At 73.2% G+C, this 23,633-nt stretch carries 23 protein-coding genes; 11 read left to right on the forward strand and 12 right to left on the reverse strand.

From position 1 onward, the window contains the following. The first annotated feature begins 21 nt into the window (after positions 1-21). Positions 22-1,593 carry an AAA family ATPase gene (locus QM782_RS06450; protein ID WP_415202089.1) on the forward strand — a complete coding sequence of 524 codons (1,572 nt, stop codon included), beginning with the start codon at positions 22-24 and terminating at the stop codon, positions 1,591-1,593. Here the strand turns inward: QM782_RS06450 and QM782_RS06455 are convergent. Next, a complete protein-coding gene (locus QM782_RS06455; protein ID WP_415202090.1) occupies positions 1,582-2,067 on the reverse strand; it encodes a CinA family protein in 486 nt (161 codons plus the stop codon). The two genes, QM782_RS06450 and QM782_RS06455, sit on opposite strands and share 12 nt — an antisense overlap. Further along, positions 2,064-2,603 (reverse strand): phosphatidylglycerophosphatase A, encoded by a 540-nt coding sequence (locus QM782_RS06460; protein WP_415202091.1) that lies wholly within the window; start codon positions 2,601-2,603, stop codon positions 2,064-2,066. The genes QM782_RS06455 and QM782_RS06460 overlap by 4 nt, the downstream gene beginning before the upstream one ends. An 88-nt stretch (positions 2,604-2,691) precedes the next feature. On the opposite strand from QM782_RS06460, the gene QM782_RS06465 reads away from it, so the two are divergent. The 5 genes from QM782_RS06465 to QM782_RS06485 are packed head-to-tail and all read left to right on the forward strand — an operon-like array spanning position 2,692 to position 8,184. Then, complete coding sequence (locus tag QM782_RS06465) at positions 2,692-4,230, forward strand: class I adenylate-forming enzyme family protein (protein ID WP_415202092.1); 1,539 nt, start codon at positions 2,692-2,694, stop codon at positions 4,228-4,230. Positions 4,231-4,233: 3 nt separating this feature from the next. Then, positions 4,234-4,797: a hypothetical protein gene (locus QM782_RS06470; RefSeq protein WP_415202093.1), complete on the forward strand. Its 564-nt coding sequence runs from the start codon at positions 4,234-4,236 to the stop codon at positions 4,795-4,797. Positions 4,798-4,836: 39 nt separating this feature from the next. Continuing rightward, positions 4,837-6,207, forward strand: coding sequence for a glutathione-disulfide reductase (gene gorA / locus QM782_RS06475; protein WP_415202094.1), 1,371 nt, complete (start codon positions 4,837-4,839; stop codon positions 6,205-6,207). Between the two features lie 29 nt (positions 6,208-6,236). Further along, positions 6,237-7,733, forward strand: a complete 1,497-nt coding sequence (locus QM782_RS06480) for an AMP nucleosidase (protein WP_415202095.1) — start codon at positions 6,237-6,239, stop codon at positions 7,731-7,733. Between the two features lie 49 nt (positions 7,734-7,782). After that, positions 7,783-8,184, forward strand: coding sequence for a phage holin family protein (locus QM782_RS06485; protein ID WP_415202096.1), 402 nt, complete (start codon positions 7,783-7,785; stop codon positions 8,182-8,184). A gap of 30 nt (positions 8,185-8,214) precedes the next feature. Here the strand turns inward: QM782_RS06485 and QM782_RS06490 are convergent, their stop codons facing one another. Genes QM782_RS06490 through tsaB form a run of 3 tightly spaced genes read right to left on the reverse strand, consistent with a single transcriptional unit; the run spans position 8,215 to position 10,317 of the window. Then, on the reverse strand, positions 8,215-9,126 hold the full coding sequence (locus tag QM782_RS06490) for a uracil-DNA glycosylase (RefSeq protein WP_415202097.1): 912 nt from the start codon (positions 9,124-9,126) through the stop codon (positions 8,215-8,217). Between the two features lie 13 nt (positions 9,127-9,139). After that, the gene (gene rimI / locus QM782_RS06495) at positions 9,140-9,610 is read right to left on the reverse strand and encodes a ribosomal protein S18-alanine N-acetyltransferase (protein ID WP_415202098.1); all 471 of its coding nucleotides are present in this window, start codon (positions 9,608-9,610) and stop codon (positions 9,140-9,142) included. Then, the gene (tsaB, locus tag QM782_RS06500) at positions 9,607-10,317 is read right to left on the reverse strand and encodes a tRNA (adenosine(37)-N6)-threonylcarbamoyltransferase complex dimerization subunit type 1 TsaB (protein ID WP_415205602.1); all 711 of its coding nucleotides are present in this window, start codon (positions 10,315-10,317) and stop codon (positions 9,607-9,609) included. Before tsaB ends, rimI begins: the two co-directional genes overlap by 4 nt. Before the next feature lie 54 nt (positions 10,318-10,371). Between tsaB and dacB the strand changes: the two genes are divergently transcribed. Then, positions 10,372-11,835: a D-alanyl-D-alanine carboxypeptidase/D-alanyl-D-alanine-endopeptidase gene (gene dacB / locus QM782_RS06505; protein WP_415202099.1), complete on the forward strand. Its 1,464-nt coding sequence runs from the start codon at positions 10,372-10,374 to the stop codon at positions 11,833-11,835. A 185-nt stretch (positions 11,836-12,020) separates the two neighbouring features. Continuing rightward, positions 12,021-13,136: an SGNH/GDSL hydrolase family protein gene (locus QM782_RS06510; RefSeq protein ID WP_415202100.1), complete on the forward strand. Its 1,116-nt coding sequence runs from the start codon at positions 12,021-12,023 to the stop codon at positions 13,134-13,136. A gap of 76 nt (positions 13,137-13,212) precedes the next feature. Here QM782_RS06510 and QM782_RS06515 read toward each other — a convergent pair whose 3' ends face one another. From QM782_RS06515 to purE, 4 genes are read right to left on the reverse strand one after another with little or no spacing between them, the layout of a single operon-like run. Continuing rightward, complete coding sequence (locus QM782_RS06515) at positions 13,213-14,172, reverse strand: SGNH/GDSL hydrolase family protein (protein WP_415202101.1); 960 nt, start codon at positions 14,170-14,172, stop codon at positions 13,213-13,215. A gap of 52 nt (positions 14,173-14,224) precedes the next feature. Further along, a complete protein-coding gene (locus QM782_RS06520; protein ID WP_415202102.1) occupies positions 14,225-15,256 on the reverse strand; it encodes an L-threonylcarbamoyladenylate synthase in 1,032 nt (343 codons plus the stop codon). Positions 15,257-15,258: 2 nt separating this feature from the next. Then, on the reverse strand, positions 15,259-16,443 hold the full coding sequence (locus QM782_RS06525) for a 5-(carboxyamino)imidazole ribonucleotide synthase (protein WP_415202103.1): 1,185 nt from the start codon (positions 16,441-16,443) through the stop codon (positions 15,259-15,261). Next, positions 16,440-16,931, reverse strand: coding sequence for a 5-(carboxyamino)imidazole ribonucleotide mutase (purE, locus tag QM782_RS06530; protein WP_415202104.1), 492 nt, complete (start codon positions 16,929-16,931; stop codon positions 16,440-16,442). The genes QM782_RS06525 and purE overlap by 4 nt, the downstream gene beginning before the upstream one ends. A 39-nt stretch (positions 16,932-16,970) precedes the next feature. On the opposite strand from purE, the gene QM782_RS06535 reads away from it, so the two are divergent. Then, on the forward strand, positions 16,971-17,939 hold the full coding sequence (locus tag QM782_RS06535) for a tetratricopeptide repeat protein (RefSeq protein ID WP_415202105.1): 969 nt from the start codon (positions 16,971-16,973) through the stop codon (positions 17,937-17,939). Here the strand turns inward: QM782_RS06535 and QM782_RS06540 are convergent, their stop codons facing one another. From QM782_RS06540 to pyk, 3 genes are all read right to left on the reverse strand, one after another. Continuing rightward, the gene (locus QM782_RS06540) at positions 17,940-18,836 is read right to left on the reverse strand and encodes a phosphoribosylaminoimidazolesuccinocarboxamide synthase (RefSeq protein ID WP_415202106.1); all 897 of its coding nucleotides are present in this window, start codon (positions 18,834-18,836) and stop codon (positions 17,940-17,942) included. Between the two features lie 119 nt (positions 18,837-18,955). Further along, positions 18,956-19,843, reverse strand: a complete 888-nt coding sequence (locus QM782_RS06545) for a fructose bisphosphate aldolase (protein ID WP_415202107.1) — start codon at positions 19,841-19,843, stop codon at positions 18,956-18,958. A 104-nt stretch (positions 19,844-19,947) separates the two neighbouring features. Further along, a complete protein-coding gene (gene pyk, locus QM782_RS06550; RefSeq protein WP_415202108.1) occupies positions 19,948-21,399 on the reverse strand; it encodes a pyruvate kinase in 1,452 nt (483 codons plus the stop codon). Positions 21,400-21,536: 137 nt separating this feature from the next. On the opposite strand from pyk, the gene QM782_RS06555 reads away from it, so the two are divergent. Continuing rightward, entirely contained in the window at positions 21,537-22,649 is a 1,113-nt protein-coding gene (locus QM782_RS06555; protein WP_415202109.1) for a fatty acid desaturase, read from the forward strand. A 72-nt stretch (positions 22,650-22,721) separates the two neighbouring features. Further along, on the forward strand, positions 22,722-23,630 hold the full coding sequence (locus tag QM782_RS06560) for a DUF3014 domain-containing protein (protein ID WP_415202110.1): 909 nt from the start codon (positions 22,722-22,724) through the stop codon (positions 23,628-23,630). The last annotated feature ends 3 nt before the right edge of the window (positions 23,631-23,633 follow it).

Genomic DNA, 23,633 nt, shown 5'->3' on the forward strand with positions numbered 1-23,633 from the left:
GGCACCGCATCGACCCTTGACATGCAGCAAGACCCCGAACGAACGGTGGCCGACGCACGCGCGCGCATCGAGGCGCTGCGCCGCAGCCTGGCCGGCGGCGGCGCACCGCCCGAACTGATCGAGACCCACATCTCCTGGATCCTGCTGCACGGCCGCACGGCCTGGAAATTCAAGAAGCCGGTGCGGCTGCCGTTCCTGGACTGGCGCACGCTCGCCGCGCGCCGGCGCGACGCCGAGGAGGAACTGCGGCTGAACGCCCGCCTCGCGCCGCAGCTGTACCGCGACTGCGTGGACGTGCACGACGGTCCCGGCGGCCCCACGCTGGGCGGCAGCGGGCCGGTCGTGGACGTGGCGCTGCGCATGCGGCGCTTTGCGGACGGCGCGCTCTGGCGCGAGCGCATCGTGGCCGGCCGGCTGCAGCCCGCCGAGGTGGACCGCCTGGCCGAGCGGCTGGCACGCTTCCACGCGCAGGCGGCCGTGGCGGCGCCCGCCAGCGGCTACGGCAGCGCGGCGGTGCAGCGGCACGTGGTGGCGGATCTGGCCGAGGCGCTGGACGCCTGGTGCGCCACGCCGTCCGGCCGCGCGCAGGCCGGCGCCTGGCAGGCGCTGCGCGGCTGGCTCGGCACGGAGCTGGAACGCCTGGCGCCGCTGTGGGCCGAGCGGCTGGCCGGCGGCCGCGTGCGCGAGGGCCACGGCGACCTGCACCTGGCCAACCTGCTGACGCTGGACGACGGCGAGGCCACGGCCTTCGACGCGCTGGAGTTCGACCCCGCGCTGCGCTGGATCGACGTGCTGCACGACCTGGCCTTCGCGCTGATGGACCTGATCGCCCACGGCGCGCCGGCGCTGGCCTGGCGGCTGCTCGACGGTTACCTGGCGCACGGCGGCGACCACGCCGGCCTGCCGGCGCTGCGCTTCTGGCTGGTCTGCCGCGCGCTGGTGCGCGCCCGCGTGGCCATGCTCGGCCCCCTGCCGCGCGGCACGCCGGATGCGGCCGGCTACCTGGCGCTGGCCTGCGCGCTGGCGCAGCCGGCGGCGGCGCGCCTGGCCATCACGGCCGGCCTGCCGGGCAGCGGCAAGAGCCACGTAGCGCTGCAGCTGCTGCAGGCCGCCGGCGCCATCCGCATCCGCTCGGACGTCGAGCGCAAGCGGCTGCACGGCCTGGCCCCGCTGCAGGCGTCGGACGGCACGATCTACGACCGCGCGAGTACCGCACGGACCTATGCGCGGCTGCTGCAGCTGGCGCGCGCCGCGCTGGCGGCGGGCTGGCCGGTGATCGTCGACGCCGCCTTCCTGCAGGCCGGCGAGCGCGCCGCGTTCGCGGCGCTGGCGGCGCAGCAGCGCGTGCCGTTCGCCGTGCTGTGGTGCGAGGCGCCGGCGGACCTGCTGCGCACACGCGTGACGGCGCGCATGCAGCGCCGCGACGATCCGTCGGAGGCCGACGCCGCCGTGCTGGAACGCCTGCTGCCACACGCCCCGCGGCCGGCCACCGCCGAGCAGCCGCACCTGCTGCGCATCGACACCGCGCAGCCGCTGGCGGCCGATGCGCTGGACGCGCGCTGGCGCGCCGCGTCCTGTCCTTCAGCCGAGTAGTTCCAGCAGCCGCGCCAGCGCATGCCGCACGGTGGCCGCGCGCACCGCCGCGCGGTCGCCGTCGAAGCGCCGCGCCTCGGCGTGCGTGCCGCCCGGCAGGCACCAGCCGAACCACACCGTGCCGACCGGCTTGTCCGGGCTGCCGCCGCCGGGACCGGCCACGCCCGTCACGGCGACGGCCAGCTGGGCGTGCGCATGGCGCACCGCGCCCTCGGCCATCGCGCGCGCGACCGGCTCGCTGACGGCGCCATGGCGCGCGATCAGCGCCGCGTCCACGCCCAGCAGCTCGGTCTTCGCGGCGTTGGAATAGCTCACGAAGCCGCGCTCGAACCAGTCGCTGGAGCCGGCCAGGTCGGTGCAGGCGCCGGCGATCAGGCCGCCGGTGCAGCTCTCGGCCGTGGCCAGCATCAGGCCGCGCGCGCGCAGCGTGTCGGCCAGCCGCGCGACCAGCGCGTCCGGGGATGCGTCGTTCACCACCAGAACCTCCACAGGGCCAGCACCAGCAGCGTGCAGCCGGCCGCCACCAGGTCGTCGAACAGGATGCCGAAGCCGCCGCGCGCGCCGAAGCCCTTGAACAGCCCGTCGGCCCAGGCCACCGGGCCGGGCTTGGCCGCGTCGAAGTAGCGGAACAGCGCGAACGCCGCCAGCTGCAGGGCCCAGCCGGCCGGCATCAGCAGCCACAGCACGATCCAGAACGCCACGACCTCGTCCCAGACGATGGCGCCGGGATCGGCCACGCCCAGGTGGCGCGCGCAGACCGTACAGGCCCACCAGCCGAGCGCCAGCGAGACGGCGATCAGCCCGCCGATCTGGGCCGGCGTCAGGTAGGCCTGCAGCACCACGTAGGCCAGCCAGGCCCACAGCGTGCCGGCCGTTCCGGGCGCCTTGGGCGACAGGCCCGAGCCGAAGCCCAGCGCGATCCAGTGCGCCGGATGCGCCAGCATGAAGCGCGCGCCCGGCCGCAGAATCGGCGCTGCGCCGGGCGCGGGGAACGCAGGGTCGTTCGTCATGGAATGCCTGCATGGTAGCCGCGCCTGCAGGCGGACATGATGCGCACCGCCGCACCCACCCGAGACCATCCTCAACTGCCCTCCTCCCATGCACGACCTGATCGCCCAGCCCTTCGCCCGCATCGCCGACCTGATCGCCCTGCACGCCCGCCGGCAGCCGCAGCACCCTGCCTTCGTGCAGGGCGGCGAACGGCTGGACTACGCCGGACTCGACGCGCGCATGGACCGCGTGGCCGGCGCGCTGCAGGCGACCGGCCTCGCGCCCGGCGACTGCATCGCGGTCTGCGCCGCCAGCTCCATCGCCTACGCCACGGTGTTCCTGGGTGCGCTGCGCGCCGGCGTGGTGGTCGCGCCGCTGGCGCCCGGCGTCACGCCGCAGGGCCTGGCGCAGATGGTGGACAACGCCGGCGCGCGGCTGCTGTTCATCGATGCCGGCAGCCAGGTCGCGCAGGGCGAACGCCAGCCGCCGCGCATCGCGCTGGACGGCGACCCGGCCGCCGGCCAGCCGCTGGAGGAATGGCTGGCCGCGGCCGGCCGCGCGCCGCAGCCGGTGCCGGTGGAGGCCGCGGCGCCGTTCAACATCATCTACTCCTCGGGCACGACCGGGCTGCCCAAGGGCATCGTGCAGTCGCACGGCATGCGCTGGTCGCACGTGCAGCGCGGGCTGCAGTACGACTACGGCGCGCACACGGTGACGCTGCTGTCCACGCCGCTGTACTCCAACACCACGCTGGTGCTGTTCTTCCCGACGCTGGCCTTCGGCGGCACGGTGCTGCTGATGGCCAAGTTCGACGCGGCCGAGTACCTGCGCCTGGCCGAACGGCACCACGTGACGCACACCATGCTGGTGCCGGTGCAGTACCAGCGCATCCTGGCGCAGCCGGACTTCGCGCGGCACGACCTGTCCAGCTTCCGCTTCAAGTTCTGCACCAGCGCGCCGTTCCCGGCCGCGCTGAAGGCCGAGGTGCTGCGGCGCTGGCCCGGCGGTCTAGTGGAGTTCTACGGCATGACCGAAGGCGGCGGCAGCTGCATCCTCGACGCGCACACCTACCCGGACAAGCTGCACACCGTGGGCCGGCCGGCCGCCACCAGCGACATCCGGCTGATCGACGACGCCGGCCGCGAGGTGCCGCCGGGCGAGGCCGGCGAGGTCGTCGGCCACTCGCCGGGCATGATGACCGGCTACCACGGCCAGCCCGACAAGACGCGCGAGGCCGAGTGGTTCGCGCCCGACGGCAAGCGCTTCATCCGCACCGGCGACATCGGCCGCTTCGACGCCGACGGCTTCCTGGTGCTGTTCGACCGCAAGAAGGACATGATCATCTCGGGCGGCTTCAACATCTACCCGAGCGACCTGGAGGCCGCGCTGCGCGAGCACCCGGCCGTGCAGGAGGCGGCCGTGGTCGGCGTGCCGTCCGAGGCCTGGGGCGAGACGCCGGTGGCCTTCGTGGTGCTGCGCCCGGGCCAGGCCCTCGAGGCCGACGCGCTGAAGGACTGGGTCAACGCGCGCGTCGGCAAGACGCAGCGGCTGTCGGCGCTGGTGTTGGCGGACGAGCTGCCGCGCAACGCCATCGGCAAGGTGCTCAAGCGCGAGCTGCGCGAGGGCTGGATGTCCACTGCCCGCTGAACCATGGCCAGGCCGTCGCCGATGCTGCGCGACCAGCACAAGGCCGCGCTGGAGCGCGCGATCTTCGTGGAGTTCGCGCAGCGCTACCGGGCCGACGTGGACCTGGCCTCCGTCGCCAGCGGCAACCCGAACGAACGGGAGCCCGACATCCTGGCCAAGTCCGTCGAGAGCGACCACCGCATCGCGGTGGAGCTGGTGCGCCTGACCGAGCAGGACAGCCAGGCGCTGGCGCGCCAGGCGCCGCGCCTGCCGCCGCCGGACGCGCCGCCGGCGCATCTGCCGCTGCTGGAGCCGGCGGTCGACGCGTTCTCGCGCAAATTCAAGAAGGCCGAGGCCGGGCTGTACGACGGCGTGGCCGCCGGCGATCTGGAGCTGCTGGCCTGGTCCGACCACCTGGCCACGCCCTGGCCGCAGGTGCTGGCCAGCGCCGAGGTCTGGCTCACGCACTACGCCTGCGCCGAGCATTTCGCGATGGTCTGGCTCTGGCGCCGGCCGGACTTCCCGGGCGACCCGGCGCAGTCGGCCTGGGTCTGGTCGCGCGGGCGCGGACTGCGGCGGTTCGGGTGATTGCCTAGACTGCGGGCCCCTGTATCCGAAGGAGCGGCGATGGACGAATTCGACTACGACCTGCTGGTGCTCGGCGGCGGCAGCGGCGGCGTGCGGGCCGCGCGCATGGCCGCGCAGCGCGGCGCCCGCGTGGCGCTGGTGGAGGCGGCCGCGCTGGGCGGCACCTGCGTGAACGTGGGCTGCATCCCGAAGAAGCTCTACAGCTACGCCGCGCAGTACGCCGAGGCCTTCGAGGAGGCCGCCGGCTTCGGCTGGACGCTGCCGGCCGCGCCGCGCTTCGACTGGGCCACGCTGAAGGCCAACCGCGCCCGGGAGATCGCGCGGCTGAACGGCGTCTACCGCGACCTGCTCCGCGGCGCCGGCGCCGAGATCGTCGAGGGCCGGGGCCGGCTCGCCGATGCGCACACGCTGGTGGTCGGCGCGCGCCGGCTGACCGGCCGGCACATCCTGCTGGCCACCGGCGGCGCGCCCTTCCTGCCCGACATCCCGGGCCGGGAGCTGGCGCTGAACTCGGACCAGATGTTCGACCTGGAGCCGTTCCCGCGGCGGCTGGTCGTGGTCGGCGGCGGCTACATCGCCTGCGAGTTCGCGGCGATCTTCCGCCGGCTCGGCGCCGAGGTCACGCAGCTGCAGCGCGGCGGGCGGATCCTCTCCTCGTTCGACGAGGACGTGAGCCGCTTCCTGGCCGCGGAGATGGGCCGCGGCGGCATCGACCTGCGCCTGGATGCCCGGGTGGCGCGCATCGCGCGGGACGGGCAGGCCCTGCGCCTGACGCTGGCCGACGGCGCGCAGCTGGCCGCCGACGCGGTGCTGGTGGCCACCGGCCGGCGGCCCAACACGGCCGGCATCGGGCTGGAGGCGCTGGGCGTGCGCCTGGACGAGCGGGGCGCCGTCGTCGTCGACGCGCACTACCGCAGCACCGTGCCGTCCATCCATGCGCTGGGCGACCTGTCGACCCGCCTGCCGCTGACGCCGGTGGCCACGGCCGAGGCCATGGCGCTGGTGGACCACCTGTTCGGCCCGGCGCCCGGCCGGGCGGCGCGCCGGGTGGACTACGACAACGTGCCCACCGCCGTGTTCACGCATCCGCCGGTCGGCACCGTGGGCCTGACCGAGGCCGCGGCGCGCCGCCGCTTCGGCCGCGTCGCCGTCTACCGCACCGAGTTCCGGCCGCTGCGGCACACGCTGTCCGGCAGCGGCGAGCGCACGCTGGTGAAGCTGGTCGTGGACCAGGACTCCGACCGGGTGGTCGGCCTGCACATGGTCGGCGCGGACGCGCCGGAGATCGTGCAGGGCTTCGCCGTGGCGCTGCGCGCGGGCGCGACCAAGGCGGTCTTCGACACCACCATCGGCATCCACCCGACGGCCGCCGAGGAATTCGTGACCCTGCGCGAACCGGCGCAGGATTGAGCGGCCATGCGGCGTTGCACAATGCCCGCATGCCCTACCTGCCGCCGTTCATCGCCCCGACGCGCTACACCGATCCGGCCGCCGCGCTGCAACAGGTGCGCCGCATCTACGACCAGCAGATCGCCCACCTGCGCGACGCCATGGCGCGCTACGTGGCCGGCGAAACGCTGGCCGGCCACGTGCGCGCCTGCTACCCGTTCGTGCGGGTACACACCGAGACGCTGTCGCGCGCCAAGGTCGAGGACGAGCTGGACCGCCTGGCCTACGGCTTCGTCGCCGGCGCCGGCCGCTACGAGACCACGCTGACGCGGCCGGACCTGTTCGGCAACTACTACCTGGAGCAGTTCCGCCTGCTGCTGGAGAACCACCAGGTGCCGCTGGAGGTGGGCACCAGCCACCAGCCGATCCCGGTGCACTTCTCGTTCGCCGAGAACGACCACGTGGAAGGCACGCTGAGCGCCGAGCGCCGCGGCCTGATGCGCGACCTGTTCGACCTGCCCGACCTGGGCGCGATGGACGACGGCATCGCCAACGGCACCTACACGCCCCGCCCCGGCGAGCCGCTGCCGCTGGCGCTGTTCACCGCGCCGCGCGTGGACTACTCGCTGCACCGGCTGCGCCACTACACCGGCACGGCGCCGGACTGGTTCCAGAACTTCGTGCTGTTCACGAACTACCAGTTCTACATCGACGAGTTCGTGCGCATGGGCCACGAGGCCATGGCCGACGAGCGCGGCGAGTACGCGGCCTTCGTCGAGCCCGGCAACGTCGTCACGCGGCGCCGGGGCCTGCCGGCCGCGGCGGCGGACACGCTCGGCGCGCCGCCGCCGCGGCTGCCGCAGATGCCGGCCTACCACCTGGCGCGGCCGGACCATACCGGCATCACCATGGTCAACATCGGCGTCGGCCCGGCCAACGCCAAGAACATCACCGACCACATCGCCGTGCTGCGCCCGCACGCCTGGATCATGCTGGGCCACTGCGCCGGCCTGCGCAACACGCAGCAGCTGGGCGACTACGTGCTGGCGCACGGCTACGTGCGCGAGGACCACGTGCTCGACGAGGAGCTGCCGCTGTGGGTGCCGATCCCGGCGCTGGCGGAGATCCAGCTGGCGCTGGAGCAGGCCGTGCGCGACGTGACGCAGCTCGCCGGACCGGAGCTCAAGGGCGTGCTGCGCACCGGCACCGTGGCCAGCACCGACAACCGCAACTGGGAGCTGCTGCCGAACAACGAGCCGCAGCGCCGCTTCAGCCAGAGCCGCGCGGTGGCGCTGGACATGGAGAGCGCCACGATCGCGGCCAACGGCTTTCGCTTCCGCGTGCCCTACGGCACGCTGCTGTGCGTCTCCGACAAGCCGCTGCACGGCGAGATCAAGCTGCCCGGCATGGCCAACCACTTCTACCGCGAGCGCGTGGACCAGCACCTGCGCATCGGCATCCGCGCGCTGGAGCTGCTGCGCGCCCAGGGCATCGACCAGCTGCACAGCCGCAAGCTGCGCAGCTTCGCCGAGGTGGCGTTCCAGTAGCGCCGTGGCGGCCGGCCGCCGGGAGAGGCGCTGGTAGCATGGCCCGCCTATGCTGCATTCGCTGACCCCCTTCCTGGTCCACTGGGCCATCACCGCGCTGTCGCTGTGGGCCGCCAGCCACATCTTCCGCGGCCTGAAGTTCGACAGCACCGGCGCGCTGCTGGTCTCGGCGCTGCTGCTGGGGTTCGCGAACGCCATCGTCAAGCCGCTGCTGATCGTGCTGACCCTGCCGCTGACGCTGCTGACCTTCGGCCTGTTCCTGCTGGTCGTCAACGCGCTGGTGATCCTGCTGGTGGCCGCGCTGGTGCGCGGCTTCCGGATCTCGGGCTTCTGGACGGCGCTGTTCGCCAGCCTGTTCGTCTCGCTGCTGAGCCTGCTGATCGGCGCCTTCGTCGGCGGCGGCGACCCGGCCCAGCAGATCCGGCTGCCGCACGGCGGCAACTGGCTGTAGCCAAGCCGCGCGCCGGGCGGAGCCGGCGCCTCACTGCGCCTGCAGCGTCTCCAGGGCCAGGCACAGGTCGGCCCAGGCCTTGGCCTTCTCGGGCAGGCTGCGCAGCAGGTAGGCCGGGTGGTAGCTCACGACCACCGGCACGCCCTCGTAGCGGTAGACCTTGCCGCGCAGCCGGCCGAGCGGCGTGGCGTGCACGTTCGGCACGCTGCCGGCCAGCAACGACTGCACCGCGAAACGGCCGACCGCCAGGATGATGCGCGGCCGCAGCAGCGCGATCTGGCGCTTGAGGAAGGGCTCGCACTGCGCGATCTCCTCCAGCGCCGGGTTGCGGTTGCCGGGCGGGCGGCACTTGAGCACGTTGACGATGAAGGCCGCGCGCTGCGGCGCCCCGGCCTCGCCGTGGCGGCTGACGCCGACCGCGCGCAGCATGTTGTCCAGCAGCTTGCCGGCCGGGCCGACGAAGGGCTCGCCGCGCAGGTCTTCCTGCTCGCCGGGGGCCTCGCCGACGACCAGCCAGTCGACGTGCGGCGGCGTGGCCGGGTCCGCCGCCGCGGGTCCGACGCCGAACACCGTGTTCCGGCGCGTGCCGCAGAGCTTGCAGGCCTGGCAGCCGGCCACGGCGTGCTGCAGCGCCGGCCAGTCCATGGCGGCGATGGCGTCGGCGCGGCCGTCGGGCGCCACGGCGGCAGCCGGCACTGGCGCCGGCGCCGGCGCCGGCTCCGGGACCACGACAGCCACCGGGACCGCGATGGGCACCCGCGGTGGCGGAGGCGGCTCCGCCACGCGCAGCACCGGCGCCGGTGGCGGATCGGCCGGCGCCTGATTCGATCCCTGTACCGGTACCGCCGCAGGCTGTGGCTGCGCGGCCGGCTGCGGCCACCAGACGCGCACCCGCATCTCCTCCAGCATCGCGCGCTGGCGCGCATCGAGGTTCAGCGCCATGCCTGCCCGCTCCTCACAGCGCCAGGCTCATGACGATGGCGTCCTCGCGCCGCTGGCCGGCGTCCGGGTAGTAGCCCTTGCGCAGGCCGACGCGGCGAAAGCCGAAGGCGGCGTAGATCCGGGCCGCGCGCAGGTTGCTGACGCGCACTTCCAGCCACAGCCACTGCGCGCGCTGGCCGCGCGACCACAGCGCCAGCGCGTCCAGCATCAGCCACGCCAGGCCCTGGCGCTGGTACGCCGGGGACACCGTGATGTTCAGCAGGTGCACCTCGTCCACGCCTTTCATCGCGATGAAGTAGCCCAGCAGCTCCCCGTCCGCCACCAGCCCCTGGGCCTGGTAGCCAGCGGACAGCGCGTCCTGGAAGTTGCGCAGCGTCCACGGGTGGGTGTAGGCCTGTTGCTCGATGCGCAGGACGGCGGGCAGCCAGGCCTCGGTCAGCGGCTCGAAGCTGGCCTCGGCCGGGGCGACCGGGCGCGCGCTCACCGCACGGCCCCCGCGGCCGCCTTCTCGGCCGCGCGCTCGGCCGTGGTCTTGGCCACCTTGTCGCGCACGTAGCGCGGCAGCGCCGCATGGTCCGGCACGGCCGCGCCCTCGGCCAGCAGCTGCGGCGCCAGCCGCAGCATGGCCGCGGCCTCGGGCAGCGCGGCCAGGCCCGGCGCCGCCGCGCCCAGGCGCGGGCCGTAGGCCGCGCCGGCGTTGCCGGCCAGCACCCAACCGGCTGGCACCTGCAGCGCTTGCGGCGCCAACAGCTCGAAATCGCCGTCGCGCCGCCAGCGGCCCTGCACGTGCCGGTAACGGCCGGCATAGACCTCGCCCATGCGGGCGTCCAGCGCGGCCACGACCTGCGTGGCGCCGGCCTGCTGGCGCGCCTGCTCGGCCACGGCCAGCAGGGTGTCGACCGGCAGCACCGGCACGCCGCCGGCACGCCGCGCCCGGGTGCCGAAGGCCAGGCCCTGCGCGACCGAGCAGGCCGTACGCAGGCCGGTGAACGAGCCGGGGCCGGCGCCGAACGCGATCGCGTCGAGCCGCTCCAGCGCCAGGCCGGCCTCGGCCAGCAGCCCGAGGATCGCCGGCAGCAGCGTGGCCGAGGCCTGGGCGCCGCCCGCGGCCTCGCACGCCAGCACGCGCGCGCCGGCGCACACCGCCACCGACACGCGCTCGGTGCTGGTGTCGAATGCGAGCAGGTGCATGCCGTCCGAAGCCTCGTCCATCGCCGGGATTATCGGTGGGTAGACTCGCCGCCCATGCCGCCGCTGCCATCACGATTCCTGCGCCTGGCCCTCGCCGGCGTGGCCGCACTGGCCGCGGCCGCGCTGGCCCTGGCCGCACGGGCCGCGCCGTCCGGCGACGCCCGCCCGCTGCCGCCGGAGATCGCGACGGCGCTGGCGCACGCCCGCGTGCCGCGCGACGCGGTGGCGCTGCTGGTGCAGCCGCTGGACGGCGGCCCGCCGCGGCTAGCCCACCGCGAGGGCGCGGCGATGAACCCGGCCTCGGTCATGAAGCTGGTGACCACGCTGGCGGCGCTGGACCAGCTCGGCCCGGCCTACACCTGGAAGACCCGCTTTTATGCCGACGGCCCCGTCGCCGACGGCGTGCTCGACGGCAACCTGTACATCGAGGGCGGCGGCGACCCCAAGCTGGTGCTCGAACGCGTGGACGCCGCGTTCCGCGCGCTGCAGGCCGCCGGCGTGCGCCAGGTGCGCGGCGACATGGTGCTGGACGGCAGCGTGTTCGAGGCGCCCGCGCGCGACCCGGCGGCCTTCGACAACGAGCCGCTGCGGCCCTACAACGTCGCGCCGGACGGGCTGCTGGTCAACTTCAAGGCGCTGATCCTGCGCTTCGCCCCGCAGGACGACGGCACGGCCCTGGTCCATGCCGAGCCGCCGCTGGCCGGCGTGACGGTGCCGGCCCAGGTGGCGCTGGCGCGCGGCCCGGCCTGCGGCGACTGGCGCGGCGCGCTGCAGGCGGACTTCTCGGACCCGAACGCGGTGCGGCTGGCCGGCCGCTACCCGGCCGCCTGCGGCGAGCGCGAATGGGCGGTGGCCTACGTGGAGCCGGCCAGCTACGCCCAGCGCGCGCTGCTGGCGCTGTTCCGCGCCGCCGGCGGCGAGCTGGACGGCGCGGCCCGCGCCGGGCGACGGCCGGCCGGTGCCCGGCTGCTGCTGGAGGCGCCCTCGCTGCCGCTGGCCGAGGTCATCGCCGACGTGAACAAGCGCAGCAACAACGTGATGGCGCAGCAGCTGGTGCTGACGCTGGCGGCCCGGCGCGCGCTGCCCGGCCGCATGGAAGAAGGCCGCGCCGCCCTCGCCGCCTGGTGGCGCCGCTTCGTCGGTGCCGCCACGCCGGCCCCGGTGCTGGACAACGGCGCCGGCCTGAGCCGTGACGAGCGCATCAGCGCCGGCGCGCTCGGCCGCCTGCTGCTGCTGGCCAGCCACCATGCGCAGGCCGAGGTCTACCGGCAGTCGCTGTCGCTGGCCGGCATCGACGGCACCACCGAGCGCATGCGCGAGCGGGGCCTGGCCCAGGTGGTCGGCAACGCCTGGCTCAAGACCGGCACGCTGCGCGACGTGGCCGCCGTCGCCGGCTACGTGCGCGGCCAGAGCGGACAGCAGTACGCGGTCGTGGGCCTGGTGAACCACCCGCAGGCCTCGGCGGCCCGTCCGGCCCTGGACGCGCTGCTCGAGTGGACGGCCAACGACCTGCACTGATCCCGGCCGAATCGCCGGCAGCCATCCACAAATTTGCGGAAAAACGCACGGCCACGGGAGCCTACCGCCCGATTCCTGGCAGGAATCCCATCTGGATTCGAGAAGAATCTGCCAATACACGAACATCCCGTGCGCGATCCGCGCACATCACTTTCCCATCCCATCACCGACGAGAGGTTGCCTCCATGCACTTCAAGACAGCAGGACTGACGGTATTGGCGGCCCTGGCGCTGGCCGCTTGCGGCGGCGGCGACGGCCCGCGGTACCAGGCGCTCGTGTCGTTCGGCGACAGCCTGTCCGACGTCGGCAGCTACCGCACCCCGGGCATCGCGGCGCTGGGCGGCGGCAAGTACACCGTCAACGGCGCCGCGCAGGGCGTCTGGGTCGAGCAACTGGCCACGGCGCTGGACCTGCCCGCCCCGTGCGCGGCGCAGACCGGGCTGCAGGCCACCGGCGTGTTCGCGGACCTGGCGGCGCCCGTCGCCGACCATCCGGCCTGCACGGCCTACGGCCAGGGCGGCTCGCGCGTGACCGATCCCATCGGCCCGTGGAACGCCGCGCTCGCGGCGTCGCCGGACCCCGCGGTGGCCTTCACCGGCCAGTTGGGCCAGCTGACCGTGCCCGTGGCGACGCAGATCGCCAACCACCTGGCGGCCCACGGCGGCCGCTTCACCGGCGCCGAGCTCGTGACGGTGCTGGCCGGCGCCAACGACCTGCTGGTGCACGCCGACGCGATGGGCGCGGCCATCGCCGGCGCGGCGAACCAGGAGCAGGCCGCGGCCGCGGTGCAGCAGACGATGGCGGCGATGGCGCAGGCGGCCACCGAGCTGGCCCAATTGATCCGCGAGCAGATCGTGGCCAAGGGCGCCACGCGCGTCGCCGTGCTGAACCTGCCCAATGTCAGCCGCACGCCGGCCATGCTGGCCGCGGAGGCGGCCGCGCCCGGCACCCAGGCGCTGGTCGACCAGATGACGCAGACCTTCAACGCCGCGCTGGCGGCCGGCCTGCAGGGCACGCAGGCCACGGTCGCGCAGATCGACCTGTACGCCGAGAACACCCGCCAGGTGGCCACGCCGGCGAACTACGGCCTGACCAACGTCACCACGCCGGCCTGCACCAACACCTTCCCGAACGCACCGGGCTTCCTGGCCCCGTCGCTGACCTGCACCACGGCCACCACGCTGCCGGGCCAGGACACCTCGCGCTACCTGTTCGCCGACACGGTGCATCCCACGCCCTACGGGCACACGCTGCTGCGCGACATGGTGCTGGCGGCGCTGGACGCGCGCGGCTGGCGCTGAAAAACGCCCGCCCCATGGAAAAGAGCCCCGGCGGGGCTCTTTTCACGTGCGGGAGGACGGCAGCGCCGCCGCCGGCTCACCAGCGGTTGCGGATGCGGTCGTAGGCGTAGTCGCCGAACAGCCGCTGCAGGTTCGGCGTGGTGTACAACTCGTCGGCGAACATGTAGCTGTTGTAGGTCGCGCCCGCGCGGATGGTGTCGGGCGTGCACAGCGCGGAGTTGACGCGGCCGGCGCCCAGGCCGATGCCCTCGCCGGCGTCCACCGAGGTGCAGACCACGTCGACCGAGTTGTTCATCGAGAAGCTGCTCGGATCCTTGGCCGCGAGGTTGAAGTAGTAGGCCGCGTCCACGTACAGCACGGAGCTGCCCAGGTCGACCACCGACACCAGGAAGGCCTCGTTGAAGCGCAGGCTCGCGTTCTCCAACGCGCCGGGCTGGCCGGAGCTCTGGCCCCAGGGCGTGATCCCCAGGTTGATGGTGCCGACCACGGCCACGTGCCGGGCGCCGGCCTCGACCAGCCGGCGCACCTGGGCGCCGAACTCGCGCCCGGCCTGCTGCAGGTTGGCGACCATCTGGTCCGCGGTCTGGCTGCCGGCCAGGAAGGCCTTGCCCTGCGTCACCACGTCGGCCATGCCGCCGTTCACCACGACCAGGTCGTTCTCGGCGAAGCGGCCGCCGGCGGCCAGGAAAGCGTCGATCTGCTCGGTGAGGGTCGGCGTGGCGCTGCTGCCAGCCGGATCGGGCTTGGCCGTGATGCGGGCGCTGGCCTGCGCATAGCCCAGGCCGCCGCTGGCCGAGGCGGTGATGGTGAGGCCGTATTCGGCCGCCAGCTGCTGCAGCCAGTGGTTGGTGGTGCCATCGTTGACGGTGTACTTGCCGCCGCCCTGCCCCAGGTCCGAGAACGCATCGCCGAACGAGATCAGCCGGGCCGGCGACAGCTGCGACTCGGTGCTGCTCGATCCGCAGGCGGCCAGCAGGGCCGCCGAGGCACAAAGGGTCAGCGCCGCGGCGGTACGGCGCCAGGAAAATCGACTCATCGGTCTCTCCAGAATGGGTTGCGGCGAGTGTACGGCGCGGCTTGGCCCGGCCTCACGCCGCGGCCGCCCGTTGCAAACGGTCACGCACGCCGTCCCAGGCCGGTGCGTCGGGCGGCGTCTCCACCCAGATCAGGCGCACGCCGGTGGCGTCCAGCGCGCGCAGCACGGCGAACAGCTCGCGCGCGCAGGCGGCGGCATCGCCCGGCATGGGGTGCAGCCGCACGCGCCGGGCCGGGGTGCGCAGGGGCGTGCGGGCGTACACCGCCACGGCCGGCGGGTCGCCCGGGGCGGCGGCGTCGGGCTCGGCGCCCAGCACGTCCAGCGCAGCCTGCAGCGCCGGGGCGGCCATCAGGCGCACGCGGGCCTGCGGCGCGTAGTGGGCGGCCAGCGTGCCGCTGGCACGCGGGTCGGCGGCGAGCTCGTCCCGGGCGCGCACGGGCAGGCCGCAGGCCTGCTCGATCTCCGCGCGGCCGATGCCGCCGGGGCGCAGCAGCACCGGCACGCCGCGCGTGGCGTCGACGATGGTCGATTCGATGCCGACCGCGCAGGGGCCGCCGTCCAGCACCAGCAGCGGCTCGCCGAACTCGGCCGCGACGTGGGCCGCCGTGGTCGGGCTCACGCGGCCGAAGCGGTTGGCGCTGGGCGCGGCCACGCCGGCGACGCCGCGCCGGGCCGCCGCCCGCAGCACGGCCTGGGCGACCGGATGCGCGGGGCAGCGCAGGCCGACCGAGGCCTGCCCGGCCGCGGCCGCCTCGGCCCGGCCGGCGCGGCGCGGCAGGATCAGCGTCAGCGGGCCCGGCCAGAAGCGCTGCGCCAGCGTCTCGACCCAGCAGGCCGGCCAGTCCTGCGCGAAGGCGGCCACGCCGGCCGGCATGCGGCCCGGCTCGCCGGGCGCGACGTGCACGATCAGCGGATGGTCGGAGGGACGGCCCTTGGCGGCGTAGATCTTCGCCACGGCGGCGTCGCTGCCGGCGTCGGCGGCCAGGCCGTAGACGGTTTCGGTCGGCAGGCCCAGCAGCTCGCCGTCGGCCAGTGCCTGGGCGGCACGTTCGATCGCGCCTGGCGCGGCGGCGTCGAGGACCATGTTCAGAACGCCGCGATGCCCAGCAGCGCCGCGGCCTGCAGCGCGGTGGCGCGCACCGCCTCGGGCGTGGCGCCGGTGACCGTCAGGTGGCCCATCTTGCGGCCGCGCGCGGCCTTGAGCTTGCCGTACAGGTGCAGGTGCACGCCGGGCAGCGCCAGCACCCGGTCCCAGGGCGGGGTGGCCGGCGCATCGCTGGCCGCGGCGCGCGCCGCGTTCGGGTCGAACCACAGGTCGCCCAGCAGGTTCAGCATGCAGGCCGGGCTGTGCTGGCGCGGCGCCACCAGCGGCAGGCCGGCCAGCGTGCGCACCTGCAGCTCGAACTGCGAGACGTCGCAGGCGTCGATCGTGTAGTGGCCGCTGTTGTGCGGGCGCGGCGCGATCTCGTTGACGACGAGGCGGCCGTCCTGCAGCACGAAGAACTCCACGCACAGCACGCCGACGTAGGCCAGGCCCTCGGCGACGGCGCGGGCCGCGGCCACCGCCTGCGCGGCCACGGCGGGCGGCAGTACGCCCGCGTGCACGGTGGTCACGGCCAGGATGCCGTCGCGGTGCAGGTTGTGCTGCACCGGGAAATGGACCATGCCGCCGTCGCGCCCGCGCGCCACGATCACCGAGCACTCGGCCGCCAGCGGCAGCATCTTCTCCAGCACGCAGGGCACGCCCCGCAACTGCTGCCAGGCCGCGGCCAGCGCCTCGCGCGTGGCCACGCGCACCTGGCCCTTGCCGTCGTAGCCCAGCCGCGCGGTCTTCAGGATGCCGGGCAGCAACGCGGCGTCGACGCGCGCCAGCGCCTCGGCACCGTCGATCACGGCGTAGGGGGCGCAGGGCACGCCGATGCGGGTGAAGTGCGCCTTCTCCTGTGCGCGGTCCTGCGCCACGGCCACGGCCTCGGCCGCCGGCGCCACCGGCAGCTGCGCGGCCAGGCGCGCCAGCGCGGACGCCGGCACGTTCTCGAACTCGGTGGTCACGGCATCGCAGCAGCGCGCCAGCGCGGCCAGGCCGGCGTCGTCCAGGTAGCCGGCCTGCACGTGGTGGTGGCTCACGCGGCCGGCCGGGCTGGCGTCGTCGGCGTCCAGCACGGCCGTGGCGTAGCCCATGGCCTGGGCCGCGTGCACGAACATGCGGCCGAGCTGGCCGCCGCCCAGGACCCCCAGCGTCGCGCCGGGCAGCAGCACCGGCGGCTTCATGCCGGCGGCAGCGCCATGGCGCGCGCGGCGGCGGTCTGCTCGGCGCGGAAGGCGTCGAGCCGCCGGCGCAGCGCCGGGTCTTCGCCCGCCAGCATGGCCACGGCGAACAGCGCCGCGTTGGCCGCGCCGGCCTGGCCGATGGCGAAGGTGGCGACCGGGATGCCCTTGGGCATCTGCACGATGCTGTGCAGCGAATCCACGCCCTGCAGGTGGCGGCTGGCCACGGGCACGCCCAGCACCGGCACGGTGGTCTTGGCGGCGAGCATGCCGGGCAGGTGCGCGGCGCCGCCGGCGCCGGCGATGATGGCCTTCAGCCCGCGGCCGGCCGCGGCCTCGGCGTAGGCGAACATGTCGTCCGGCATGCGGTGCGCCGAGACCACGCGTGCCTCGTGGGCGATATCGAATTGCTGGAGAATGCCCACCGCATGCTGCATGGTGTCCCAGTCGCTGCTGGAGCCCATGACGACCCCGACCTGTACTGCGCTCATGGGCGCAATTTTACGTTTCACCCCCCAGGGCTCTTCCCGATGATCGACATCACCCTCGACAACTTCCAGGCCGAACTGGTCGAAGCCTCGCTGCAGCAGCCGGTGCTGCTGGACATCTGGGCCGAGTGGTGCGGCCCCTGCAAGCAGCTCGGCCCGGTGCTGGAGAAACTCGAGCGCGACTACGCCGGCCGCTTCCTGCTGGCCAAGCTCGACGCCGACAAGGTGCCCGAGATCGCCGGCCAGCTCAGCCAGATGTTCGGCGTGCGCAGCATCCCGTTCTGCGTGATGTTCTCCGGCGGCCAGCCGGTGGATGGCTTCGTCGGCGCGGTGCCGGAGGCGCAGATCCGCCAGTTCCTGGACAAGCACGTGCCCGGCGAGGACGAGCTGGCCAGCGCCGACGACGCCGAGCAGGCGCAGGACCTGCTGGCCTCGGGCGACGCCGACGCCGCGCTGGCCAAGCTGCAGGAGGCGCTGGCCATCAACCCGGCCAACGACGACGCGCGCCACGACTACGTGAAGCTGCTGATCTCCTCCGGCCAGTTCGAGGAAGCCGGCGCGGCATTGCAACCGGCGCTGGTGCAGATCCCGGTGCAGCTGCGCTTCGAGGCGCTGGCCCAGTGGCGCCAGGCGCTGCTGGCCGCGGCGCAGGACCCGCGCCGCGACTGGAGCGTGGAACAGTTCGACGCCGGCATCGCGCAGAACAAGCGCGACTTCGACCTGCGGCTGGCCAAGGCGCGCGCGCTGGTGGCGCGCGGCGAATGGACGGCCGCCATGGACGAGCTGCTGGAGATCGTCATGCGCGACAAGAAATGGGGCGACGAGGTGCCGCGCAAGCTCTACGTCGCACTCCTGGAGCTGCTGACGCCGCCCAAGCCCAAGGCCGGCCCGGACGCCGCCGGCAAGAGCGCCGGCGGCATCGAGCTGACCGGCAAGGCCGCCATGGCGGAAGACCCGCAGGCGGCGCTGGTGTCCAGCTACCGCCGCAAGCTCAGCATGGCGCTGAACTGATCAGCCGTTCAGCCGCTGCCAGGCCTCCTGGTACTTGGCGGCGGTCTTCTCCACCACGTCGCGCGGCAGGCGCGGTGCCGGCGGCGTCTTGTCCCAGGGCCGGCCGTCGATGCGCACGGACTCCAGCCAGTCGCGCACGAACTGCTTGTCGTAGCTCGGCGGATTGCTGCCTGCCTGCCAGCTCTCGGCCGGCCAGAAGCGCGAGGAATCGGGCGTCAGCACCTCGTCCATCAGGTGCAGCGTGCCGGCCTCGTCCAGGCCGAACTCGAACTTGGTGTCGGCGATGATGATGCCCTTGGGCCGCGCGATCGCGCAGGCCGCCTCGTAGAGCGCGATGCTGGTGTCGCGGATCTGCGCGGCCAGCGTCGGGCCGACGATCTCGACCACTTGCTCGAAGCGGATGTTCTCGTCGTGCATGCCGGCCTCGGCCTTGTAGGCCGGCGTGAAGATCGGCCGGGGCAGCTGGCTGGCGTTCTGCAGCCCTGCGGGCAGCGGCACGCCGCACACGGCCTGGCCCTCCTGGTACTCCTTCCAGCCGCTGCCGGCCAGGTAGCCGCGCACCACGGCCTCGACCGGGATCGGCTTGAGGCGCTTGACCAGCATCGCGCGGCCGCGCACCTGCTCCACCTCGTCCGGCGCGACCACGCTCTCGGGCGCCTCGCCGGTCAGGTGGTTGGGGCACAGGTGGCCGAGCCGGTCGAACCAGAACAGCGCCATCTGCGTCAGCAGCGCGCCCTTGCCCGGGATCGGCTCGCCCATGATCACGTCGAAGGCGCTGATGCGGTCGCTGGCGACCATCAGGATGCGGTCGGTGCCGACGGCGTAGTTGTCGCGCACCTTGCCGCGCGCCAGCAGCGGCAGGGAGGTCAGCTTGGAGGTGTGCAGGACAGGGGTCATGGCTTCGATGGGGAAAGTGGGGAACGGCGCGGGTGCAGATCCGGCAGTGTGCCCGGAGAATGCCGAGGACATGAAAAAGCCGCTCGGCGAGCGGCTTGGCAGGGGGCGCAAGCGGCCGATCAGGTGATCGAGGCCTGGTAGATCGACTCGATCGCGCCGTCCAGCGCCTGGTTGAATTCCGCGTCGGACTGCTGGGCCGTCAGGCCTTCGGTCAGCGCGCGGCTGAAGCTGGCGATCACGCCGGGGTTGCGGGCCAGCATGGCGTTGGACTCGTCGCGGCTGTAGCCACCGGACAGCGCGACCACGCGCACGACCTTGGGATGCCGGACCAGTTCCGTGTAGAAGCCGTCCACCGTCGGGATGGTCAGCTTCAGCATGACCTGCTGGCCCTGCGGCAGCGCGTCCAGGCGCTGGAGGAAGCCTTGCTTGAGCAGCGCCTCGGCTTCCTTCTTGTCGGTGGCCTTGATGTTGACCTCGGGCTCCAGGATCGGCATCAGGCCGGCCTTCAGGATCTGCTGGCCGACGGCGAACTGCTGGTCCAGCACGGCATCGATGCCCTTCTGGTTGGCGGCATTGACGACCGAGCGCATCTTGGTGCCGAAGATGCCCTTGGCGACGGCGCGCGCCAGCAGCGCGTCCAGCTCGGGCATGGGCTTCATCAGCTGCACGCCGTCGACCTCTTCGGCCAGGCCCTTGTCGACCTTCAGGAACGGCACGACCTGCTTCTTCTCCCACAGGTACCGGGCCACGTCCACGCCGTCGAACTGGCGGTCCATGGTCATCTCGAACAGGATGGCGCCGAGCACGCGGCGGCCATCGAACGCCGGGCTGGTCACGATGCGGCTGCGCATGGCATGCACCAGGTCGAACATCTGCTCGTCGCCGCTGTAGCTGGATTCGGCGACGCCGTAGAGCTTGAGCGCCTTGGGCGTGCTGCCGCCGCTCTGGTCCAAGGCGGCGATGAAGCCGTTGCCGGTGGAGACTTTCTTCAGCTGGTCCTGGTTCACTGGGTGCATCCTCTTTGCATGATGGGGCCGTGTCGACGGCGGAAAGAACCCTCAATTGTAGGCACGCCACCCCGCCGGCCCGGACCGGGCGGCGGCAGCGCCGCTCAGCTCGCCCGGCAGATCTTGAGCATGTTGGTACCGCCGGGCGCGCCCATGGGTTCGCCGCAGGTGATCGCGTAGACGTCGCCGCTGACCACCAGGCCGCGCTGCTTCAGGTGGGCCTCGGCCTGCTCCAGCGCGGTGTCGCGGTCGGTCATCACGTCCATCAGCAGCAGCGGGCGTACGTTGCGGTACAGCGCCAGCTTGCGCTGCGTGGCCAGCCGCGAGGTCAGCGCGTACATCGGGATGTGCGCCGCATGCCGACTCATCCACAGCGGCGTGGAGCCCGACTCGGTCAGCGCCACGATGGCCTTGGCGCCGACGTGGTGGGCCGTGAACAGCGCGCCCATGGCGATGCACTGGTCGATGCGCTGGTAGGTGCGGCCGCTGAAGTCGGCGTCGAGCTGCTTGTCCTCGGCGGACTCGGCGGCCTCGCAGATGCGGCTCATCTCCTGCACCGTCTCCAGCGGGTAGCGGCCCGAGGCGGTCTCGGCCGAGAGCATCACGGCGTCGGTGCCGTCCAGCACGGCGTTGGCCACGTCGCTGACCTCCGCGCGCGTGGGCACGGGGTTGGTGATCATGGACTCCATCATCTGCGTGGCGGTGATGACGACCTTGTCCATCGCGCGGGCGGTGCGGATCATCTTCTTCTGCAGCGCCGGCACGGCGGCGTTGCCGACCTCCACCGCCAGGTCGCCGCGCGCGACCATGATGCCGTCGCTGGCCGAGAGGATCTCCTCCAGCTTCGGAATCGCCTCGGCCCGCTCCATCTTGGCGATCATGCCGGGCTTGTGGCCGTACTCGGCCGCGGCCACGTTGCACAGCTGGCGCGCCATCTCCATGTCGGTGGCGTTCTTCGGGAAGCTCACGGCCACGTAGTCGGCCTGGAAGCTCATCGCGGTCTTGATGTCCTCCATGTCCTTGGCCGTCAGCGCCGGCGCGGTCAGGCCGCCGCCCATCTTGTTGATGCCCTTGTTGTTCGACAGTTCGCCGCCGAGCCGGACGGTGGTGAACACCTGCTCGCCCTTGACGGCGTCGACGACCAGCACGATCAGGCCGTCGTTCAGCAGCAGCTGGTCGCCCGCCTTCACGTCGCGCGGCAGGTCCTTGTAGTCCAGGCCCACGCCGTCGATGTCGCCGAGCGTGCTGCGGGCGGCGTCCAGCACGAACTTGGCGCCCGGCACCAGCATCACCCGGCCCTCGGCGAACTTGCCCACGCGGATCTTGGGGCCCTGCAGGTCGGCCATGATGGCCACCTCCCGCCCGGCATTGCGCGAGGCCTCGCGCACCATGGCCGCACGCGCAATGTGGTCTTGCGCCGTGCCGTGGCTGAAGTTCAGCCGTACCACGCTGACCTTGTGGCGGATCATCTGCTCGAGCATCTCGGGCGTGCTGGAAGCCGGGCCCAGCGTGGCGACGATCTTGGTGGCGTGGCGGGGCAGTCGGGAAATGCTCATGGGGAATGTCTCCTGATCGTGCAATTCTCACATGGCGGTGTGGCGGATTCGCTGCGCTTTGACGTCGGTCACCCTGGCCGTGCGCGGTTGCGCTATCGTCCAAGGTTTTTCGATTGACTTTTTCCGCTGCTTTTTTCATGCAAGCTTCCCCTGCCTCCGCCCGGACGGACCTGCCGGCGCCCCTGGCGCCCGATGCTCCGCTGCCGCACCGCAAGGTCATCCGCTCCTGGCTGATCCCGATCGCACAACGCACCACGCTGCGCGCCCTGGTACTGCTGGCGTTCGACATGGCGCTGTTCGCGGCCCTGGTGGTCGGCACCGTATGGTTCGACGGCCTGTGGGCCAGGCTGGCCTGCGCGCTGGCGGCCGGCTTCGTCATCGGCCGGCTGTTCGTGGTCGGCCACGACGCCTGCCACCAGAGCCTCACGCCGCACCGGCGGCTGAACAAGTGGCTGGGCCGCATCGCCTTCCTGCCCTCGCTGACGGCCTACAGCCTGTGGGACATGGGGCACAACGTGGTGCACCACGGCTTCACCAACCTGAAGGGCGTGGACTTCGTCTGGGCCCCGTCCACGCAGCAGGAATACGCGGCGATGTCGCCCGTCCGGCGGCTGATGGAGCGCATCTACCGCAGCGGCTGGGGCCCCGGCCTGTACTACATGGTCGAGATCTGGTGGAAGAAGATGATGTTCCCGAGCAAGTCGGCCATCGGCAACAGCCACCGCCCGATCTTCACGAAGGACTGCCTGCTGGTCACCGGCTTCGCGCTGCTGTGGATCGGCGCGCTGGTGGCCGCGGCGCTGGCCACCGGGCAGGCGGTCTGGCTCGTGCTGCTGTTCGGCTTCGTGGTGCCCATGCTGTTCTGGTTCACCATGATGGGCTTCGTGATCTACGGCCACCACACGCACGTGAAGGTGCAGTGGCACGACGACAAGGCCGCCTGGCAGCGCGCCCAGCCCTTCGTCTCGACCACGGTGCACCTGACCTTCCCGCTGCAGATCGGCGCGCTGCTGCACCACATCATGGAGCACACGGCGCACCATGTGGACATGAGCATCCCGCTGTACAAGCTCAAGGAAGCGCAGGCGGTGCTGGAGCAGCTGCTGCCCGGGCGCATCATCGTGCAACGCTTCTCGTGGAAGTGGTATTTCGAGACGGCACGCGCCTGCAAGCTGTACGATTTCTCGCGCCAGTGCTGGACCGACTTCCAGGGCCGCGCGACCAGCGCGCTGCGCGCCACGCCCGCCTGAACGCGCTGGCGGAACGCCCCGGGCGGGCGCGGGTCACACGGGCGGCCGACCACCCCATGCCAAGGACACCGCATGCCCCCGCCCGACCACCGCGACCTGCATCCCCCCCGTCCTTCCGCCCGCGGCCCCTGGCTGCTGGCGCTCCTCGCGTTGCTGGCCGCGCTGGCCTGGTGGTTCTGGTGGCGCGAGTCCCAGGCTCCCGTGCCAGCAGCGCCGGAACCCGAGCCGGCTGCGGCCTCCAGCGCCACACCGCCGCCCGAAACCGCCGAGGCACCGGCGCCTGAACCAACCGCCTCCGGGCCGCAGAACCCGGTCGATCCGCTGCAGCACCCCGACCCGGCGCTGCCCGCGCTGGCCGAGGCAGATACCCACGTGGCCGCCGCGCTGGCGGACCTGCTCGGCGAGGGCACGGTGCAATCGCTGTTGCTCACCGACGGCTTCGTGCGCCGAACGGTCGCCACGGTGGACAACCTGCCGCGCGCCAGCGCGCCGGCCCGGCTGTGGCCGGTGCAGCCGATGCCGCAGCGCTTCCTGGTGCAGGGCGAAGGCGAGAACGCCACGATCGCGCCGCCCAACGCCGGACGCTACGGCGCGCTGCTGTCGTTCGCCGAGGCCGTGCCGCTGGAACGCGCGGTGCAGCTCTACGCCCGGCTCTACCCGCTGTTCCAGCAGGCCTACGAGGAGCTGGGCTACCCCGGCCGCTATTTCAACGACCGGCTGGTCGCCGTGCTGGACCATCTGTTGCAGGCGCCCGAGCCGCCGGGGCCGCTGGCGGTACGGCTGCTGGAAGTGCGCGGCGAGATCGCCGACCCGCGGCCCTGGGTGCGCTACGAGTTCGCCGACCCGGAGCTGCAGTCGCTGTCGGCCGGCCAGAAGATCATGGTGCGCATGGGCCTGGCCAACGAACGGCGCGCCAAGACCCTGCTGGCCAAGCTGCGCCGGCTGGTCGCCACCGGCGTGGCGCCGCCCGCGCAGCGCTGAACG

The sequence above is a fragment of the Pseudorhodoferax sp. genome, from assembly GCF_047601025.1.
Lineage (GTDB): Bacteria > Pseudomonadota > Gammaproteobacteria > Burkholderiales > Burkholderiaceae_C > Pseudorhodoferax.